The following is a 19722-nucleotide window of genomic DNA, read 5'->3' as shown; positions in this document are numbered from 1 at the left end:
GGGGAGGGGCACAGCCATGTCGATCAACGATCCCGACGGCCGCTACGCCAACAGCGAGCAGCGCTTCCACACCCTCCCCGATGGGCGGATCGTGGTGCATCTCGCGCGCCGCTTCGTCCCCGAGCCCGAGCGCATGACCGTGGCGGCGGTGGTGCCGATGCAGGCGGGCGAGCGGATCGACCTGTTCGCCGCGCGCACCATTGGCGTGCCGACTGCGTGGTGGCGCATCGCCGATGCCAACCGCGTGATCCACCCCGAAGCGCTGGAGCAGCCCGAAGGCCAGCGGCTGATCATCGCGCTGCCGGAGGCGGGATCATGAGCCTGTTCGGCACCCACCTGACGATCCTGGCCGGGCCCGGCGTGCCGCTGCCGCTGCCAGAGATGGCGCTGAACGCGCTCGACAAGCTGGAGGTCGCCTCGGTGACGCGCGATCCTTCGGCCCTGCAGATCCAGTTCAAGGCGGGCCGGGGCGCGACCCTCGCTGAGGTGATGGACTATCCGCTGATGAATCTGCCGGGCCTGATGGCGGGATCGCGGATCATCATCGTGCTGACGCTGGGGGTGCTGCCCAATGTGCTGTTCGACGGGCTGATCACGCAGGTGCAGCTGAACCCGGGGCAGGGGCAGGGCGATGGAACGCTGGCGGTGACCGCGCTCGACATCCGGCAGGCGATGGACCGCGAGGAGGTGTCGACCGAATATCCCGGCCTGCCGGTCGCCGCGATCGTGCCGCTCGTGCTCGCCAAATATGCGCGATACGGCGTGATCCCGATGATCGTGCCGCCGGTGCCGACCGATATCCCCCTGCCGATCGACCGGATCGTGACGCAGCACGAGACCGATCTCGGCTTCCTCAACCGGCTGGCGAGCGAGAATGGGTGCATCTTCACGATGACGCCGGGGCCGGTGCCGGGCACCAACACCGCCTATTTCGGCCCGCAGCCGCGACTGGGCCTGCCGCAATCGGCGCTGACGCTCAACATGGGGCCGGACAGCAACCTCGTCTCGATCAACTTCCAGAACAACGCCAGCGACGCGCACCGGGTGAGCGGCGCGGTGCAGGACCGCGCGACAGGCACCAGCGTCCCGGTCGAATCCGTGCCGCCTTTGACCGTCCCGCTGGCGACCGAACCGGCGATCCTCAACCCCGAGGTTGCCGGGGTGCGATCCTACCGTCCCGAAGGCGCGCGCACTGCGGCAGCCGCGCTGGCCGAGGCGCAGGCGGCATCCGAGGCCTCGGCGCAGGTGCTGACCGCCGAGGGCGAGCTCGATGGCAGCCGCTACGGCAAGGTGCTCCAGCCGCGCCAGCTGGTCGGCGTGCGCGGCGCGGGCCGGGCTCATAGCGGCTTCTTCTTCGTCGAGGAGGTCAAGCACGTGATCATGCGCGGCGAATACAAGCAGCAGTTCAAACTCAGCCGCGAGGGCACCGGCACCACGACCCCGGTGGTGATGCCATGAGCGGCGCCTATCCCGGCCTGTACCGCGGCAAGGTGCAGAACAATATCGACCCGCTGATGCTCGGGCGGCTGGCGGTGTCGGTGCCGGGGGTGCCGGGCGCCTCGGAGCTTTCGTGGGCGCTGCCCTGCGTGCCCTATGCCGGAAGCGGGGTCGGCGGGTTCTCGCTGCCGCCGATCGGGGCCGACGTGTGGATCATGTTCGAAGGCGGCAACAGCAGCGATCCGGTGTGGATGGGGGGCTTCTGGAGCAGCACCTCGATGCCGCCCGCCAGCCCCGCCGTGCCGACCATGCGGGTGTTCCAGTGCGACGGGCTGACCGCGACGATCACCGATCTGCCCGGCGCGGCGATGCTGGAGATCAAGACCGCGACCGGCGCAAAGATCACGATGGGGCCGACGGGGATCGAGATCGACAACGGCATGGGTGCCAAGATCGCGATGACCGGGCCGCAGGTCAGCATCAACAATGGCGCATTGGAGGTGATCTGATGGGAACGCCCGTGATAACCAGCCAGACCACCGTGATGTGCGGCCATGCGGGCAGCGCGACGCACGTGCCGACCAATCTGCGCGTGCGCATCAGCAGCGCGCCGGTCGCAGTCGCATCAGACCAGCACGTTGTCGCCGGCTGCGCGCTGACCTCGGTGCCCTCCACCCCCTGCACCACGCTCACCTGGAGCGTGCCCGCGGTGCGGGTCAAGGCGGGCGGGGTGCCGGTGCTGGTCCAGACCAGCGTGCCGATGGGAATCGGCCCCGGCGTGGTGGTCGCCGGGCAGATGCGGGTGATGGCGACATGAACTGGATGGCCCACCCCTACCGCGCCGAACTCGGCCGCACCGCGCTCAGCGATGATGCCGGCCATGTGCGCGACATGCTCGAACAGGTGCTGTTCACCGTGCCGGGCGAGCGCGTCAATCGACCCGATTTCGGCTGCGGGCTCAACCAGTTGCTGTTCCTCGGCAATTCGCCCGACTTGGCGCTGTCGGTCGACATGACCGTGCGCGGTGCGGTGCAGCGCTGGCTGTCGGAGGTGATGACGCTGGAGGAACTGTCCGTGCGCAGCGAGGATGCGACGCTGGTGATCGACCTGACCTACCGGCTCAAGAGCACCGGCGAAAGCCAGCAGATCAGCCTGTCGAGGCCGGTGTCATGAGCTGGCCGTCGGGCGATCCGCGCCGTCAGGCCCGCGCGGAGCTGCTGCGCGCCGCCGCCGCCGTGCCCGGCGCGACGCCCACCAACGGAATCATCGCGGTCGAGGTGATCGAGGCCGGGGGCGAAGCGGTCGATCTCAGGCTCGAACTGGTGTTCGATGCCGCGACCAGCGGGCCTGCGCGGGTGCGCGATACCGACATTGCCATCAGCGGCGGCCAGCGCCGCCCGACCGTGGCGGTGGCGGAGGGCGGCGTGACCGCATCGGGCCGGGTGCTCACCGTGCGCGTGCCGCGGCGCGGGGATTTTTCGCTCTACACCCTGCGCCTCGAGCGCGGCGGCGTGCCGCTGCCGGGGTTCGATCCGCTGTTGTCAGCAATCCCGGTCGGGTTCCGGCTGCAATGCGCGCAGAATTTCGATTGCGAGACGCCCGATCCCGCCGACGAGGCTCCGCTGGCGCAGGCAGCGATCGACTATCTCGCGCGCGATTACGCGGGCTTCCGCCGTCTCATGCTGGATCGCTTCGCCGCGCTCAGCTCCGGCTGGCGCGATCCCGGCCCAGCCTCGGCGGAGGTCACGCTGATCGAGATGCTGGCGCACCTCGCCGACCGGCTCGCCTATGCGCAGGACAGCGTTGCGACCGAGGCGACGCTGGATACCGCGCGGATGCGGATCTCGGCCAAGCGCCATGCAAGGCTGGTCGATTACCATATGAGCGATGGCTGCAGCGCCCGCGCCTTCGTGCATGTGCGGATGACGCCGCCGGGGCCGGGGCGGCCTGCCAATGTCGCCGGGATCAATCCGGGCGCGCGGTTCCTGACCGCCTGGACGACGCTGCCGCCCGCAGGCCCCGATGCGCGCCACGCGGGCGAGGCGCGTGTTGGCGGGGCGCAGGTGTTCGAAGCGGTGCTGCCCGCCCAACTGACTTCGGCGCACAACCGCATCGAGATCCATGACTATGCCGGGGGCCTTTCCGAATTGCCGCGCGGCACTACCGGCATGGCGCTCGCCGATCCCGACGGCGCGTTGACGCTGGCGGTGGGCGATCTGCTGCTGATCGAGGAAGTGCTCGACACAAACGGCAATGCCAGCCCCGATCCCGCGCGGCGGCACGTGGTGCGGATCACGCAGCGGCAGGCGGGCAGCGATCCGGTCGGCGCGGTCGATGGCGGGGGCAATCCGGTGCCGCTCCAGTTGCTCCATGTCGCCTGGTCGCCCGCCGACGCGCTGCCCTTTGCCCTGCCGTTGGCGCGAGTCGCGGCGCTCGATTCGATCGAGGGGCTGGCGATCGGGAGCGTGCAGCCGACCGCCGTCGCGCGCGGCAACATGGTGCTGGTCGACCACGGCGAAGGGCGCGGATACGACAGTATCAAACCGCTGCGCGCGCCGGGCCGGCGGCGGGTGTTCATGACCCTCTCCCAGACCCCCGTTGCCTTCGCCCTGCCCACCCCGCGTGCCGAGGAATCCGCGCAAGCCATGCTGGTCGCCGACCCGTCCCGCGCCGCCGCGCGGATCGACGCGCGACAGGATGTCGGCGCGGGCGGCGATCCGGTGTGGGAACTGGTGCCCGAGATGTTCGATGCCCGCGCCGACAGCCGGGTGCTGGCGCTCGACGTCGACGATCTTGGCCGGGGCGTGCTTCGCACCGGCGACGGGATCAGCGGGCGCATCCCCGAACCCGACACCGCCTTCGACCTGCGCTACCGCATCGGCGGCGGGTCGATCGGCAATGTCGGGGCGGAGAGCATCAGCCACCTGCTGACCGACGCCCATATCGGGCTCGATGGCGCGCTGGTCACGGGCTTTTCCGGGCAGGCCGCCAATATCGCAGCGATCCGCAATCCCCTGCCCGCCACCGGCGGCCGCGATCCCGAGAGCATCGCAGAGGCCCGGCTGCGCGCGCCGCTCGACTTCCGCGATCCGCGCCGCGCGGTCACCCCGCAGGACTATGCGAAGCGCCTGCTCGACGATCCCGACGTGACCAACGCCCACGGTATCGAGCGCTGGACCGGGGCGGAGCGGGCGATCGTGCTGCTGGTCGATCTGGCGAACGGCGCGGCGCTGACCGATGCGGTCGAGGCGCGGCTGCGGCGGCTGCTCGAACCTTACCGGCTGGCGGGGCACGTGCTCGAATTCCGCACCCCGGTGATGGTCCCGCTGGAGCTGGCGATGCGCGTCTGCGTCAGGCCGCAGGCGCTGCGCGACAAGGTGCACGAGCGGCTGCTTCAGGTCTTCTCGAGCGGGCGGTTCGCCGATGGCAGCACCGGCCTGTTCCATCCCGACAGCTTCAGCTTCGGCACGCCGCTGCTGCTCTCGCGCCTCTATGCCGCGGCGCAGGCGGTGGACGGGGTGCGCCATGTCGATGTCACGCGGCTGCGGCGGCAGGGCATCGCGGGCGCGAGCGACGACGCGCTGGAAACCGGGCAGCTGCTGGTCGGCGATTACGAGATCCCGCTGCTCGCCAATGACCCCAATTTCCCGGATCGCGGGACGGTTACCTTCATGATGGAGGGCGGACGATGAGCGTGCCCGCAGACAATGCGCCCGGCCTGACAAGCGTGGCCTACCGGTCTGTGCGCTACGGCACCGCGCGGGCGGAAATGCTCGACGCGCTCTCGCGCAACCGCGACTGGCTGCGCGATCTCAACACCCGCGATCCGGCCGATCCGAGCATCGCGCTGATCGATGCTTGGGCGATCACCGGCGATGTGCTGAGCTTCTATGCCGAGCGCATCGTCAACGAGAGCTATCTGCCCACCGCGGTCGAGCGGCGGTCGCTCCGCTCGCTGGCGCGGCTGATCGATTACGAATTGCGCCCCGGCAAGGCGGCCGAGGCGTGGATCGCCTTCACGCTGGAGACGGCGGCGGGGGCGCCGCTGGAGGTGCCGATCCCGGTCGGGGTTCGGATCAAGAGCGTGCCCGGCCCGGGCGAGACCATCGCCACCTTCGAAACGATCGAGGCGATCACCGCGCGCCCGCATTTGAACGCGATGCTGCCGCGCCTCAGCCGTCCGCAGACCTTCACCGACATCACGGCTGCGCAAAGCGCGCTGTGCGAAGGCGTGCTGAACGATGCGCGGCGCGGCGACTGGCTGCTGCTCGCAGCGCAGGCCGGCGTAACGCCGACGCTGCACCGGGTGGCAAACGTCACCACCGATGCCCCCGCCAACCGCACCCGGATCGACATGGCGCTGAACCCGCCGCGGCCCGAAATCACCTTTCCATGGTTCGAAATCCTGCATCAGGGCAGCATCTTCCCCTCGATCCATCTCGCGCAGGACATGGTCGAAAGCACGCTGATCGCCAACAGCTGGAGCCAGACGGCATTCGAAGCGAGCGCGGCGGGCAGCGGGCTGAACGTGATGCAACTGGCGATCCACCTGCAGGTGGCGAACTACGACCCGCCCCTTCCGCCCGACACCGGGCTGTTCCGCTTCCGTGCGCGGGCCGGGGTCTTCGGCCACAATGTCCCCGTGGCGATCCGTCCCGAGCCTGCCGAACTCGGCGAGCCGCCGACCTTCGGCGCGATGCTTAACGGGCGTTCGGTGCCGCTCGACGTCGATCTGCCGGACTTGCGCGAAGGGGGCTGGGTGGCCTTCGTGCCGACTTCGGGCACGCCGTTCATCACCCGTGTCGCCGGCGTGCTGACCGCCACGCATCGTCACGGCAAGCTGACCGCGCGCACCACGCGGATCACGCTCGATGCCGATCCGCCAGCCAGTCTCACCGACAAGCTGACGACCGATATCGCGGTGCTGATCGACAGTGTCGAACTGCCGCTCGCACCGCTGCCCGTGACCGAGGCGGTGGCGGGATCGACCCTGCCGCTCGACACCTACTACCCCGGCCTCGAACCCGGCCGCCCGGTGTTCGTCACCGGCGAGCGCGAGGATCTGGAAGGCGTGGTCGAAAGCGAGCTGCACGTGATCGAGTCGGTCGCACTGGTCGATGCGCACACCGTGCTGGAGCTGGAAAGCGCGGTCGTCGGCCCGTTCAAGCGCGGCACGGTACGGATCAACGCCAATGTCGCGCTCGCGACCCATGGCGAGACCGAGGCGCGCGCGATCGGCCATGGCAATGCCTCGCTTGGCGGGCAGGCCTTCGTGCTGCCGGTCAAGCCGCTCACGCACGTCGGCTCGCCCTCGCCCACCGGGGTCGCGGCGGCGCTGGAAATACGGGTCGACGGGCTGCTGTGGCGCGAGATCCCCTCGCTGCGCGATGCCGGACCGCAAGATGCGGTCTATGCGCTCAAGCATCAGGAGGATGGCAGCACGCTGGTGCAGTTCGGTGACGGCACCAATGGCCGCCGCCTGCCCACCGGCATCAACAATGTGATCGCCACCTGGCGCAAGGGGCTGGGCCAGACGGGGATGGTGCGCGCAGGGCAACTCACCCTGCTGGCGGGCGCGCCGCAGGGGGTCAAGTCGGCGGTCAACCCGCTGCCCGCGACCGGCGCGGCGGATGGCGAGACGATCGAGAATGCGCGCCGCAACGCACCGCTTTCGGTGATGACGCTGGGCCGGATCGTCACGCTGACCGACTATGCCGATTTCGCCCGCGCCTTCATCGGCGTGGCCAAGGCCCATGCGATCTGGTGCTGGACCGGCACCCAGCGCGCGGTGCTGCTGACCGTCGCCGGCACCAATGGCGCGCCGCTGGAGACGCGCGACATCGACAATCTTCGGGGTGCCATCGCCGACGTGTCCGACCGGGCGATTGCCATCACGGTCGCCAACCATCGCCCCGCCACCTTCCGGCTGACCGCCTCGATAAAGGTGCTGCCGACCCATCAGAGCGACATGGTGCTGGCCGAGGCGCAGGCCCGGCTCGCCGCCGCCTTCGGCTTTGCCGCCCGTAATCTCGGCCAGCCAGTCGCCCGGTCCGAGGTGATCGCGGTGATCCAGGGGGTGCCAGGGGTCGACTGGCTCGATCTCGACGCCTTCCACCGCAGCGAGGGCAGTGGCAATGCGGTATCGCTGACAGCCGCGCTGCCGCGTTCGGGCCACCGCGGAACCACGGGACTGCTCGCGGCGGAAATCCTGACGCTCCACCCCGGCGGCGCCGACTTGAGGGTGCTGCCATGAGCGCCCCCGTCGATCCGCGCCTGCTGCCCGCCGCAGAGCGCCTGCTGGCGCTGCTCCCGGCGATGTTCCGGATGCGCGATGCCGAACAGGCGGCGGCGCTTGCGGCAGCGCTTGGCCTGCCCATCCCCGATCCCATCAGCGATCCGCCGCAGGGGCCGCTGACGAGCTTCCTCGCCATCCTCGGCGCGCAGTTCGATGCGCTCGAGGCGGAGGTCGATGCGCTTTACGAGGATCAGTTCATCGAAACCTGCGCCGATTGGGTCGTGCCCTATATCGGTGCGCTGGTCGGCGCGCGGATCATCGATGTCGGCGATGTCCGCTCGGCCCGGCGGCAGGTGGCCGAAACCATCGCCAACCGCCGCGCCAAGGGCACCGCGCTCGCGCTGGCGCGGCTGGCGGGGGCGATCGCCGCCGCCCCTGCCGAGGCGATCGAATACCGCGATTTCGTCGCCACCGCCTATAATCTCGACTTCCCCCGGCCGGTCGCCACCGTCAGTGCGGTGATCAATGGCGAGGCCGGGCGTGCGCGGCTGCTGCCCGATCATCACGACCAGCACAGCTGGGAGGTGCGCGACATGCGCGAGGGCGGGCGCTTCGCCTACGGCAATGCCGGGGTGCGCGTCTGGAACATCCCGGCGCGCCCGCACTGGGAGGTGGTGCCGGTGCCGGTCACGGGCGGTCAGGCGGGGCGGCTGCGTTTCTCGCCGCTGGGGCGCGACATCGCGCTGTGGCGGACGCCGGAGGCCGACGATCCCGACCAGAGCCGCCTGCCCCCCGGCGCGATGCCGGGGCCGATCCCGCTGTCCGACGCACACCGCAATCCGGGGGTCTATTACGGCTCGGGCAACAGCGTCGAGGTGTTCATCGCCGGAACCCGCCGGGCGCTGGCGGACATCTGCTTCTGCGACCTGGCCGACCGCGACGCTGCCGGCACGGAATGGAACCGCCGCGGGATGGTGGCGCATCCCACCTGCCTGCTGATCGACCCGCAGCGCGGGCGGATGCTGCTGCCGGGCGGCGGCGCGGGGATCGATCCGGCGACGATACGGGTGCGCTATGCCTATGGGCAGGCGGTGCCGTTCGGCGGGGGCGACTTCACCGCGCCGGTGGATATTCTCTTCCGTTCGCCCGCGATCATCGCGCAGAACCAGGACGGCGCGGCGGCCAGCGCGGCGCTCGCCACTGCGCTCGGCAACCTGACCGCCCGCCCGCGCGTCAGCATCCGCTTCGGCGGAACGCTCGACCTGCCGGCGGCGAGCGCGATTGCGGCGGGTGTGCAGGCGCAGCTGTGGTCGGGCGAGGGGATCTGGCCGACGCTCGACCTTGCGGGCGGTTGGACGATCAGCGGCGGCGCGGGCGCCAGCCTCGAACTGCGCGGGCTGCGGCTGTTCGGCGGCACGCTCACAATTGCGGCCGCCGGGGTCGACGATCTGCTGATCGCCGATTGCACCTTCGACCCCGAAACCACCGTCATCGAAGTCCGCGATCCCGGCTGCCGGGTGCGGATCGAGCGCTCGATCGTGGGCCGCCTGCGGGTAGCGGCGGGCACGGTGATCGACGTCATCGACAGCGTGATCGACAGCGCCGATCCCGACGCGCCCGCGCTGGCCGCGGGCGACGGCACGCAGGCCGGGACGCTCTCTGCCGAGCGCGCGACCTTTATCGGCGATATCCGCCTGCTCGGCATGGGCGAGGTGAGCGACTGCCTGTTCGCGGTGCGGCCCGGTCGCAGCAATGCCGGTGCGCCGGTCGATGTGGCGCGCACCCAATCGGGCTGCCTGCGCTTCAGCGCGCTGCCGCGCGGATCGCGCACGCCGCGGCGCTATCGCTGCTATCCCGCGCATGGCGATCCGGCCCCGATGGCGCCGGTCTTCGCGTCGCTCACTTATGGTGATCCCGCCTATGCCACGCTGATCGCCACCAATCCGCAGGGCATCACGCTCGGAGCCGAGAACGGCGGCGAGATGGGCGTGATGAACACCCTCAGCTGGCACAGACGCAAGCAGGCGCTCGATCGGGAACTGCCCGAATGGGTGCCCTTCGGCATGACCACCGCAACACTCTTGATGAACGGATAGGAGACACAGGATGCGCGGAGATTTTACCCGCGACACGCGCGAACGGGCCCGCAGGGCAGGGGTGCGATCCGTGTTGCTGCAACAGGGCCGTCCGCTGGTCGATGCCGACTGGAACGAGCAGGCCGGAATCACCGCCGACCGCGCGGAGCTGCTGGCCCGCCATGTCATCGGCCAGCACGGCGCGCCGCGCGAGGAGGCGGGCTTCGCCGTCAGCCTTGCAGGCGGCGTTCTGACCGTCGGGGAAGGGCACCTCTATGCCGAAGGGCTGGCGCTCCACAATCCCGCGCAGCTCGATTACGCCGCGCAGCAGCCCGCCGCCAGCTTCCCGGCGCTGACGACCATCCTCGGCAACAACACCGCCGGCCTTGTTTACGCCGAAGCGGTGCTGCGCCCGTCGAGCGCGGGGGTGCAGCCCTTCCTCTCCGACCCGGCGCTGGGCGGGGTCGATCCGGTGGTGCGCGAGGAGGTGGACTGGGCGATCCGAGTGGTGCGCCTCGCCGATACCGGCTTCACCGCCGAGCAGCTGCGCAGCGATTTTGCCACCAACCAGTGGCCCGCGATCCCGCAATGGCGCGGCACCACCGGCGGGCTCGACGCCGATGTCCAGACCGAGGCCGAGACCACCGATCCCGGCCCCTGCGAATTGCCGCCGACGGCAGGCTATCTCGATCAGGTCAACCGGCTCTATCGGGTGGAGGTGCACGCATCCGGCGCGCCCGGCACCGCAACCTTCAAATGGGCCGAGGATGCCGGGATCGAGGCGGGCCTGCGCGCCTCGGGCGCGGGCTTTGCTCTCGACCTGCCGATCGAGCGGGCCGGGGCGTGGTTCCCGGTCGATGCCATCGTCGAGATCCTCGACGACGCGCGCGAGCGTACGGGCGAGCCTGGGCCGATGGGGCGCATCACCAGCGCTGTCGGCCAGGCGCTGGTGATCGACGGCGTGCCCGCCTCGGCGCTGAGCGGGCGGGTGCGCGTCCGGCGCTGGGCGAGCATGCCGGTGACCATCCCGGCGGGCAATGCCTGGGTGGTGTTGTCCAAGGGCGTGAAGGTGCGCTTCTGCGCCGGCCACTATGCACGCGGCAGCGCCTGGACAATCCCGGCGCGCACCGTGCTGGGCGACATCATGTGGCCGCCCTACCAGCCCGCCGACCGCAGCGTGACCATCGGCTCCGCCTCGGTCGGCTTCTACGCGCCCAGCGAAGGCCGCCGCCGCCACGCGCCGCTCGCGCTGATCCGCCGCGCCGGGAACGGCGTCCTCACCGTGACCGACGATCTGCGCGATGTCTTCTCGCCGCTAACCGATCAGCGCGCGGTCGATATCCGCTTCGATGACACCATCGCCCAGCTCGATGCCACCAATGTGCAGCAAGCGATCGACGCACTCGCGACGCGCGATGCGGCGTGCTGCACCTGGCACGCCCTGCCGGGCGAGGGGTGGGAACGGGTGTTCGACGAGATCGGTGCGAACCAGAACGGCAAGATCTGCTTCGCGCCCGGCAACTACCCGCTCGCCGCCCCCGTCCGGATCGCGGGCAAGGGGCACCTGAAGCTGGTCGGCGCGGGGCCCGGCACCAAGATCTGGTGCCACGGACGCGCGCAGGCGCTCCATTTCGAGGATTGCGCTTCGGTCGAGATCAGCGACATGAGCATCGCGGCCGAGCAGAACTTCGCCGAAAAGAAGGGCACCGGCGCGGGACAGCGCATCACCGGGGCGCTCGATTGCAGCAATTGCGGCCCGGTGCGGATCGCGCGCACCGTTCTGCTGGTGAGCGCGCCGCGCTCGCGCGAGGCGGTGTGTCTGCGCATCCAGAGCGGCACCCTGCCCGGCAGCGGCGATTGCATCATCGAGGATAACGACATTGTCGCCGGCGATCTGACCTCGGGCATCCTGATCCTCGACGGTGCCGATGTCCGCATCGAAGGCAACCGCATCCGCCCGCGCGCCGAACGTGCCGAGCGAACCACCGAGCGCTGGTTCGGCGACAAGCGGATCACCGCGCTGCTCTCGCGCCTCGCCTTCAGCCATGCCTTGCCCGTGGGCGAAGACACCACCCGGCCCGCCCGCAGAGCGACCGAACAGCTGTTCCGGCAGATCAGCCATACGGTGTCGGGCACGCCCATCCGCTTCTACACCGCGAGCGCGGTCACGGCTGCGAATTGGACCACCTTCATCGCCAATTTCGACCGCGCCAATCCGCGCGTCAACAATGCTCGCTGGCGGTTGCTGATGACGCGCACGGTGCAGCGCTTGTGGACCAATGGCGGCGACGTGGTGGCGGGGGGCACATCGACGATGTTCCGAAGCCTCTACAACTTCGTGCTCAGGTCCGTCACTCCCACCATCGAGGTGGGGATCATCGTTGCCGGTTCGCGCACCGCACCACAGGGTAGCGGGTCGCGCGCGGCGGCCATACGGGTGAGCGGCAATACCCTCTCAGGTGTCGCGACCGGCATCCGCATTGCGCGCAGCATCAGGGGCGGGGCAGGGAACGAGAGAATGCCCGCGCCTTCGGCCTGGGTGAGCGACAATCGCATCGTGATGGCGGCCGTGCCCTTTGACATGCAGCGCTGCGGGGTGCAGATCGCCAACCCGGAACGCGCCTGGGTGACCGACAACGATATCCTGCTCGAAACCGCCGATCCCCATGCCGATCAGGCGCGTATCACGCAGGTGCGCAACGGCAATTTCCACCTCATCGAGACTGACGGCATCCGGCTGGCGGGCGCAATCGGACGGATGCTCACCGTGCGTGGCAATTCGATGCGCGAGTGCCGAGTCGGCGTGCGGGTGGATCCGGTCGCTGTCACCGGCACCACGGCCACCAAGCAGTGGATCGTCGCCGACAACGCCGTAATCGGCGCAAGGGAGCCCTATGCCCTCGACGGACGTTGCACGAATCGTGACAACTTGACCGGCTGAAGCGATTTAATCTTGACTTCAGCTCATCTTTGGCAGAACATCATCGGGCACTAGCAAACGGTTCAATGATTGGGTTGAGTGTCTGTCCATAGTGTCAGTTCTACTTTGCTTTTAGGTCATAGGGTCGAAACCCAAGTGCATCGGGCGGCAGTCATCAAGGCTGTCGCCCACGTGCTTTCGGGGCCCGCGCCGTGTCCGGGCAGGCCAAGCGCAAGGCGCGGCTCTATGGGGCCGCAGCGCGCCATCACGATTGGAACAAGCCGGATCTTCGGGGGTGACAGGGCTCGGCCCGTCACCTCTCCGACGCATCAGCCGCCGTGCGCGGCGATCCATTCCTCGACCACCGGCGCGACCTTGGTGCGCCAGCGGCTGCCGTTGAAGATGCCGTAATGCCCGGCACCCTCGGCCATGTAGTAACGCTTCTTGTCGTCAGGCAGATTCGGCGTCAGCTTCAACGCCGCGCGGGTCTGGCCGAGGCCGGAAATGTCGTCCCGCTCGCCCTCGATCGCCAGCAGCGCGGTATCGGTGATCTGCGTGATGTCGACCAGTTCGCCCTTGTGGCGGAACTCGCCCTTGGGGATCGAATGCTTCTGGAAGACCTCCTCCACGGTCTGAAGGTAGAACTCCGCCGTCATGTCGCACACCGCGCGGTATTCGTCGTAGAAGGTCTTGGTTGCCTGCGCGCTCGCCTCGTCGCCGATGGTGAGGTGTTTGAACATCTCGTAATGGCTCATCATGTGGCTCGACAGGTTCATGCTCATGAAGGCGCTCAATTGCATGAAGCCGGGGTAAACCCGCCGCCCCGCGCCCGGATACTTCATCGGCACGGTCGCGATCACCGACTGGCGGAACCATTCGATCGGACGCTGCATCGCCATGTTGTTGACCACGGTGGGGCATTCGCGCGTGTCGATCGGCCCGCCCATCATGGTGAGGGTGGCGGGCGTTGCGGGCGACTTGTGCAGGTTCATCAGCGCCGTGGCGGCAAAGGCGGGAACGCTCGGCTGGCACACCGCCATCATGTGGATGCGCTGGCCGTTCGCGTCGGAATGGACGTGCTCGGCGAAGTCGATGAGATAATCGATATAGTCATCGAGATCGAACTTGCCCTCGCTGGTCGGCACCATCCGCGCATCGGCCCAGTCGGTGATGAAGACCTCGCAGCTCTCCAGCATCCGCTCCACCGTGCCGCGCAGCAAGGTGGCGTAGTGGCCGCTCATCGGGGCGACGATCAGCAGGCGCGGGCGGTCGGCCGGAGCGCCTTCGACCCGGAAGCGCAGAAGATCGCCGAAGGAGCGTTTCATCACGGTCGATTCCACCACCGCGTGCGGCTTGCCGTCGATTGTGACGCTGTCGATCCCGAATGCGGGCTTGCCGTAATGCGCGGTGGCATGGGCGAAGACATCGAGCGCGCTGGCCGCCATCGGCCCCATGCCGAATGCGGCGAGCGGATTGGCGGGGTTGGCGAGCACATTGGCGCTGATCGAAGCGAGCGCGCTGGCGCTGTTCATCCAGCTGCGCTGAAGCTCATAAGCGTGATAAAGCATGGATTTACCTCAAGCGACGAACGGTTTGGCACCTTATCCCGGTGGCGCCTTGCCCCTACAGATGCGCCTTCACCTGCCATTGTGCAACGCACAATTGTGTTCAGCGCTGTCGCGCAGGCGGATCGCTCTGCCGCTTTTTGCACGTGAAATTCGCGCGCCGCGCCGCTAGAGCGCTGCACCTATGCATGGCGAACCCCCCGAGCGCGAGCTGTCCGACACCCCCCAGACCCTGCCGGAAGCGGCGGGTGAAGCGGTGGTCGCAGCGCTGCCCGTGGAGGGCGAGCCCGGTGATAAGCCCCCCAAGGCCCGCTCGCTCGCGCCCTTGCGGATGGTGTTCGGCGCGGCGCTGCAATATCCGCGCGAGATCGGCTTTGCGCTGCTGGCGCTGGTGATCACCTCGGCAGCGACGCTGGCGATCCCTTATCGCTTCAAGGTGATCGTCGACGAGGCCTTCACCAGCGGTGCGACCACCGACGACATCGCCCATGCCTTCCAGTATTTGCTGATGATCGTCGTGATCCTCGGCTTCGGCACGGCGCTGCGATTCTACTACGTCAGCTGGCTGGGCGAGCGGGTGGTGGCCGATATCCGGCTGAAAGTGCAGCAAAATCTCTTGCGTCTCTCGCCCGGTTTCTACGAGGTCAACAGCCCCAAGGAAATCTCCAGCCGGATGACCAGCGACACGGCGATCATCGAAAACGTGGTCGGCACCACGGTTTCCGTGGCCTTGCGCAATTCGTTGACGGCGGTCGGCGGGATCGGGTTGCTGATCTACCTCGCGCCGTCGCTGACGCTGGGCCTGTTGATCGGCATTCCACTGGTGATCGCGCCGATCGTTTTCTTCGGGCGCAAGATTCGCAACGTCTCGCGCACCAGCCAGGACCGCATCGCTGATGTCGGCGCCTATGTGACTGAGGTGCTCTCGGCGATGAAGATCGTCCAGAGCTTCGGGCAGGAACGGCGCGAGGGCGAGCGCTTCGCCAGCGTGGTCGAGGCGACCTTCGATACGGCGCGGCGGCGAATCCTGTTGCGCGCGGCGATGACGACGGTGGTGATCCTGCTGGTGTTCGGCGGCGTCACACTGGTGATGTGGCGAGGCGCGATTGCGGTCACCACCGGCGAGATCAGCGGCGGCACGATCACCGGCTTTGTCATCACCGGCGGCTTGGTGGCAGGCGCGCTGGGCTCGCTGACCGAGGTCTATGGCGATCTGCTGCGCGGCGCGGGCGCGGCGAGCCGGCTCGCCGAACTGCTCGAAGCCCGCCCCGAAATCGCCGCCCCGGCCCGGCCCGAACGCCTGCCGGAACCCGCGCGCGGCAGCCTCAGCTTCCGCAATGTCACCTTCCGCTACCCTGCCCGTCCAGAGACAGCAGCGCTCAAGGATTTCACGCTCGAGATCGAGCCGGGCGAGACGGTCGCCATCGTCGGGCCTTCGGGCGCAGGGAAATCGACCATCTTCCAGCTGGTCGAGCGATTCTACGATCCCCAAGGCGGCACGATCCGCATGGACGGGGTGCCGCTGACCAGCGCCGACCCCGCCGACATCCGCGCCCGGCTCGCGCTGGTGCCGCAGGACGGGGTGCTGTTCAGCGCCAATGCCCGCGACAATCTGCGCTACGGCAAGTGGGACGCGACCGACGAGGACATCTGGCAGGCCGCCCGCGCCGCCAATGCCGAGAGCTTCCTGCGCGCCCTGCCGCAGGGGCTCGACACCTATCTGGGCGAAGGCGGCACGCAATTGTCGGGCGGGCAGCAGCAACGCGTCGCCATCGCCCGCGCGCTGCTGCGCGATGCGCCGATCCTGCTGCTTGACGAGGCGACCAGCGCGCTGGATGCCGAAAGCGAGCAGCTCGTCCAGCAGGCGCTCGACGGGTTGATGGCGAACCGCACCACGCTGGTGATTGCTCACCGTCTCGCCACGGTGCGCGCGGCGGACCGGATCGTGGTGCTGGAGGGTGGCCGGATTATCGAACAGGGTACGCATGACGCGCTGAGCAAGGCCGGCGGGCTCTACGCGCGCCTTGCCAGCCTCCAATTCACCGGCGCGGCTGCTTGATTTCGGCCGCGCTGACGCGCGGCACAGACCTCCCGCCCCACCGAACCAAATCGACGAATGGCTGTCCCCGGCTGACGAAGCGCAACCCTTTGGCGCGTTCCGCGTTAGTGTCGCGCCATGCTGGCAACCTGCCACAGCTTTTCGGGGACTATCGCACCATGATCATCAGAACCGCCGCCTTGATCGGCGCAAGCTTGCTCGCGCTCGCCGCGCCCGCCTTTGCCGACGAGGCGCACGACCATTCGGAGCACACCGATATGCTTCAGGCCGGCAGCGCTGACGAAGCCTCTGCCTTGCCGAGCATGAGCTTCGGCAGCTGGGGTTTCGATCCCGAATATCTCGCGGAGGACATCAAACCGGGCGACGATTTCAACGCCTATGCCAACAAGACCTGGATCGACGCCAACCCGCTCCCGCCCGAATTCAGCCGGATCGGCGCCTTCACGCTGCTGGGCGAAAAGAGCACCGCCGACGTCAAGGCGCTGATGGACGAACTGGCCGCGAAGGATGCCGCCAGCCTCTCGGATGACGAGCGCCGCATCCTCGATGCTTACCGCACCTATCTCGACACCGAAGCGATCGAAGCGGCGGGCCTTGCCCCGGCGCAGCCTTACCTTGCGCGCATCATGGGTGCAGGCAGCCTCAATGATCTGGCGATGCTGTGGGCCGAGCCCGGCTTTGCCAGCCCGATCGGTGCGGGCGTCGGGATCGATGCCAAGCAGCCCGATCGCCACATCGCCAATGTCGGCTTCGGCGGCTTGGGGATGCCCGACCGCGATTACTATCTCGACACCAGCGAGAAGGGCCGGGCGATCCAGGCCAAGTACAAGGAATACCTCGCCTTCCTGCTGGGCGAGGCGGGCTATGCCGATCCCGCGGCGGCGGCCGAGGCGGTCTATGCCTTCGAAGACCGGATCGCGCGCGAAGTGGCGTGGGACCGCGCGGTGCGCCGCAACCGCGATCTCACCTACAACCTGCTGACCGCCGATGAACTCGCCGCGATCAGCGGCAAGGTGCCGGTCACCGCGATGATCGAGAAAATCGGGATTGCGCAGAGCCCCGGTTTCGTCGTCAGTCTGATGCCGCCGACGGCCGAGGAAGTTGCGCAATACAAGCTCGACGAGAAAACCCTCGCCAAGATCGGCACCGGCCTGCCGGGGATGCTCGATCTGCTGGGCGAAACCCCGGTCGCGACCTTGCAGGCGTGGATGGCCAAGGAATTCCTGTCGGATCACGCCGCGGTGCTTCCTGCGCGCTTCGATGCGGCGAGCTTCGAATTCTACGGCAAGACCCTGCGCGGCACCCCCGAACAGCGCCCCCGCTGGAAGCGCGCCATCGGCGAGTCCGAAGGCCTGCTCGGCGAACTGATCGGCAAGGAATATGTCGCGCGCTATTTCCCGCCCGAAAACAAGGCGGCGATGGACGAGCTGGTGGCGAACCTGCGTCTCGCACTGCGCGAATCGATTGCCGAGATCGACTGGATGGGCGAGGCGACCAAGACTCAGGCGCTCGCCAAGCTCGACAGCTTCGATCCCAAGATCGGCTATCGCCCCAATCTCGAAACCTATGAAGGCCTGGCCATCACGGCGGGCGACCCGATCGCCAACCGCATGGCGGCGGCGGCCTGGCGGCAGGCGGACAATGTCGCCAAGCTGGGCGAGCCCATCGACCGCACCGAATGGGGCATGCTGCCGCAGACGGTGAACGCCTATTACAACTCGGTGAAGAACGAGATAGTCTTCCCCGCAGGCATCCTCCAGCAGCCGTTCTTCGCGCTGACCAACGACATCGCGGTGAATTACGGCGCGATCGGCGGGGTGATCGGGCACGAGATGGGACACGGTTTCGACGATCAGGGCTCCAAGTCCGATGCCAGCGGCGCATTGCGCAACTGGTGGACCGACGAGGACCGCGCTGCCTTCGATACGCTCGGCAACCGGCTGGTGGCGCAGTACAACGCCTTCTGCCCGCTCGATGACGGCAAAACCTGCGTCAACGGTCGCCTGACGCTGGGCGAGAATATCGGCGATGTCGGCGGGCTCTCGATGGCCTACCGCGCCTACAAGCTGGCGACCAAGGGCAAGGATGTGCCGGTGATCGACGGGCTGACCGGCGACCAGCGCTTCTTCCTCGCCTGGGCGCAGGTGTGGCGTTCGACCCAGCGCGAGGCGAACTATCGCAACCGCCTCGTCACCGACAGCCACAGCCCCGAGGAATACCGCGTCAACGGCGTCGTCCGCAACCTCGACGAATGGTACGCGGCCTTCGACGTGAAGCCGGGCGATGCGATGTACATTCCGCCGGAAGAGCGCGTGCGCATCTGGTAAGAAGTCGCTTGTTTGCGTGCCCGCATCCGCGGGCACGTCCTCGGCGCTGCTCCTCCCCCCGGATCAAGTCCGGGGTCCGGGCGCCTGCGGCTCGCGCGCTTGCGCTCGCGGCCCGTCCGATAGCGGGCCGGGTGAGAAGTCAACCATTGGCCTGCCCGATCATCCGGGCGGGCCTTTTGGTTTGACTTGCCGCCACGCCTCGTCAAAGCCCTGCCGCCATGACCGACACCCTCGCTGCCATCCTGCTCGGCATCCTCGAAGGACTGACCGAGTTTCTCCCCGTGTCCTCGACCGGGCACCTCATCCTCGCCACCGAACTGCTGGGCTTCGACCAGAGCGAGTGGGAGGTGTTCAATATCGCCATTCAGCCCGCCGCGATTCTCGCCATCGTGGTGCTTTATTGGCGCACATTCTGGGATGTGGCCAAGGGTCTGCTGGGGTTCGAGAAGGGCGCGCTCGCATTTGTGCGCAACCTGCTGGTCGCGTTCTTTCCGGCGGTGCTGCTGGGGCTGGCCTTCGGTGACATGATCGAGACCATGCTCGGCAATGCGGTGCTGGTGTGCTGGTCGCTGATCATCGGCGGCATCGCGATCCTCGCCATCGAGCGCTGGGCCAATCCGCCGGCGGAAGGGCCGGGCGTGTCGGGCGTGCCGCTGCGCACCGCCGTGCTGATCGGCCTTGTCCAGTGCCTTGCGATGATCCCCGGCGTCAGCCGTTCGGGCGCGACGATCCTCGGCGCGATGGCATTCGGGGTGGACCGCAAGACCGCTGCCGAATTCAGCTTCTTCCTCGCCGTGCCCACGCTCACCGGCGCGACCATCTATCAGCTGGCGAAATACGGTTCCGACCTGACCAGCCGCGACATCGAGCTGATCGGGATCGGATCGGCGGTCGGCTTCGTCACTGCGCTGGTGGTGGTGAAGCTGTTCGTCGCGATCATCACCCGCGTCGGGTTCGCCCCTTTCGCCTGGTACCGGATCGTGGCCGGAACCATCGGCCTGGCGTGGCTGACTTTGCGCTGATGCTCTCGGCTGGAACCAGCCGCCTTCCCGAGGGTTAGGAAAAACGAACCGTCCGCGCTGATAGCCAGCCGGATGATTTTGC

At 68.3% G+C, this 19722-nt stretch carries 13 protein-coding genes; 12 read left to right on the top strand and 1 reads right to left on the bottom strand.

Going from position 1 to position 19722, the window contains the following annotated elements:
• Window positions 1-16 precede the first annotated feature (16 nt).
• The 9 genes from E2E27_RS01980 to E2E27_RS01940 are packed head-to-tail and all read left to right on the top strand — an operon-like array spanning window position 17 to window position 12688.
• Window positions 17-319, top strand: coding sequence for a hypothetical protein (locus E2E27_RS01980; protein WP_141457444.1), 303 nt, complete (start codon window positions 17-19; stop codon window positions 317-319).
• Window positions 316-1458: a hypothetical protein gene (locus E2E27_RS01975; protein WP_141457443.1), complete on the top strand. Its 1143-nt coding sequence runs from the start codon at window positions 316-318 to the stop codon at window positions 1456-1458. The genes E2E27_RS01980 and E2E27_RS01975 overlap by 4 nt, the downstream gene beginning before the upstream one ends.
• Window positions 1455-1946: a phage baseplate assembly protein V gene (locus E2E27_RS01970; RefSeq protein WP_141457442.1), complete on the top strand. Its 492-nt coding sequence runs from the start codon at window positions 1455-1457 to the stop codon at window positions 1944-1946. Before E2E27_RS01975 ends, E2E27_RS01970 begins: the two co-directional genes overlap by 4 nt.
• Window positions 1946-2254 (top strand): hypothetical protein, encoded by a 309-nt coding sequence (locus tag E2E27_RS01965; protein WP_141457441.1) that lies wholly within the window; start codon window positions 1946-1948, stop codon window positions 2252-2254. The genes E2E27_RS01970 and E2E27_RS01965 overlap by 1 nt, the downstream gene beginning before the upstream one ends.
• Complete coding sequence (locus E2E27_RS01960) at window positions 2251-2610, top strand: GPW/gp25 family protein (protein WP_141457440.1); 360 nt, start codon at window positions 2251-2253, stop codon at window positions 2608-2610. The genes E2E27_RS01965 and E2E27_RS01960 overlap by 4 nt, the downstream gene beginning before the upstream one ends.
• A complete protein-coding gene (locus E2E27_RS01955; RefSeq protein WP_141457439.1) occupies window positions 2607-5129 on the top strand; it encodes a baseplate J/gp47 family protein in 2523 nt (840 codons plus the stop codon). The genes E2E27_RS01960 and E2E27_RS01955 overlap by 4 nt, the downstream gene beginning before the upstream one ends.
• Entirely contained in the window at window positions 5126-7690 is a 2565-nt protein-coding gene (locus tag E2E27_RS01950) for a putative baseplate assembly protein (RefSeq protein ID WP_141457438.1), read from the top strand. Before E2E27_RS01955 ends, E2E27_RS01950 begins: the two co-directional genes overlap by 4 nt.
• Window positions 7687-9768, top strand: coding sequence for a hypothetical protein (locus tag E2E27_RS01945; protein WP_141457437.1), 2082 nt, complete (start codon window positions 7687-7689; stop codon window positions 9766-9768). The genes E2E27_RS01950 and E2E27_RS01945 overlap by 4 nt, the downstream gene beginning before the upstream one ends.
• A 10-nt stretch (window positions 9769-9778) precedes the next feature.
• Window positions 9779-12688, top strand: a complete 2910-nt coding sequence (locus E2E27_RS01940; protein WP_141457436.1) for a DUF6519 domain-containing protein — start codon at window positions 9779-9781, stop codon at window positions 12686-12688.
• 308 nt (window positions 12689-12996) lie between these two features.
• Here the strand turns inward: E2E27_RS01940 and E2E27_RS01935 are convergent, their stop codons facing one another.
• On the bottom strand, window positions 12997-14235 hold the full coding sequence (locus E2E27_RS01935) for a polyhydroxyalkanoate depolymerase (RefSeq protein ID WP_141457435.1): 1239 nt from the start codon (window positions 14233-14235) through the stop codon (window positions 12997-12999).
• 328 nt (window positions 14236-14563) lie between these two features.
• Here E2E27_RS01935 and E2E27_RS01930 point away from each other — a divergent pair, with 328 nt between their 5' ends.
• From E2E27_RS01930 to E2E27_RS01920, 3 genes are all read left to right on the top strand, one after another.
• Window positions 14564-16291 (top strand): ABC transporter transmembrane domain-containing protein, encoded by a 1728-nt coding sequence (locus E2E27_RS01930; protein WP_234036286.1) that lies wholly within the window; start codon window positions 14564-14566, stop codon window positions 16289-16291.
• Between the two features lie 158 nt (window positions 16292-16449).
• The gene (locus tag E2E27_RS01925) at window positions 16450-18618 is read left to right on the top strand and encodes a M13 family metallopeptidase (RefSeq protein ID WP_141457433.1); all 2169 of its coding nucleotides are present in this window, start codon (window positions 16450-16452) and stop codon (window positions 18616-18618) included.
• Between the two features lie 218 nt (window positions 18619-18836).
• Window positions 18837-19640, top strand: coding sequence for an undecaprenyl-diphosphate phosphatase (locus tag E2E27_RS01920; protein ID WP_141457432.1), 804 nt, complete (start codon window positions 18837-18839; stop codon window positions 19638-19640).
• Window positions 19641-19722: the final 82 nt, after the last annotated feature.

Origin of the sequence: Porphyrobacter sp. YT40 (genome assembly GCF_006542605.1) — a bacterium.
In the GTDB taxonomy this organism is placed as follows: domain Bacteria; phylum Pseudomonadota; class Alphaproteobacteria; order Sphingomonadales; family Sphingomonadaceae; genus Erythrobacter.
The sequence above is the reverse complement of the archived record's forward strand: the minus strand, read 5'-3'. Positions and strand labels throughout refer to the sequence as shown.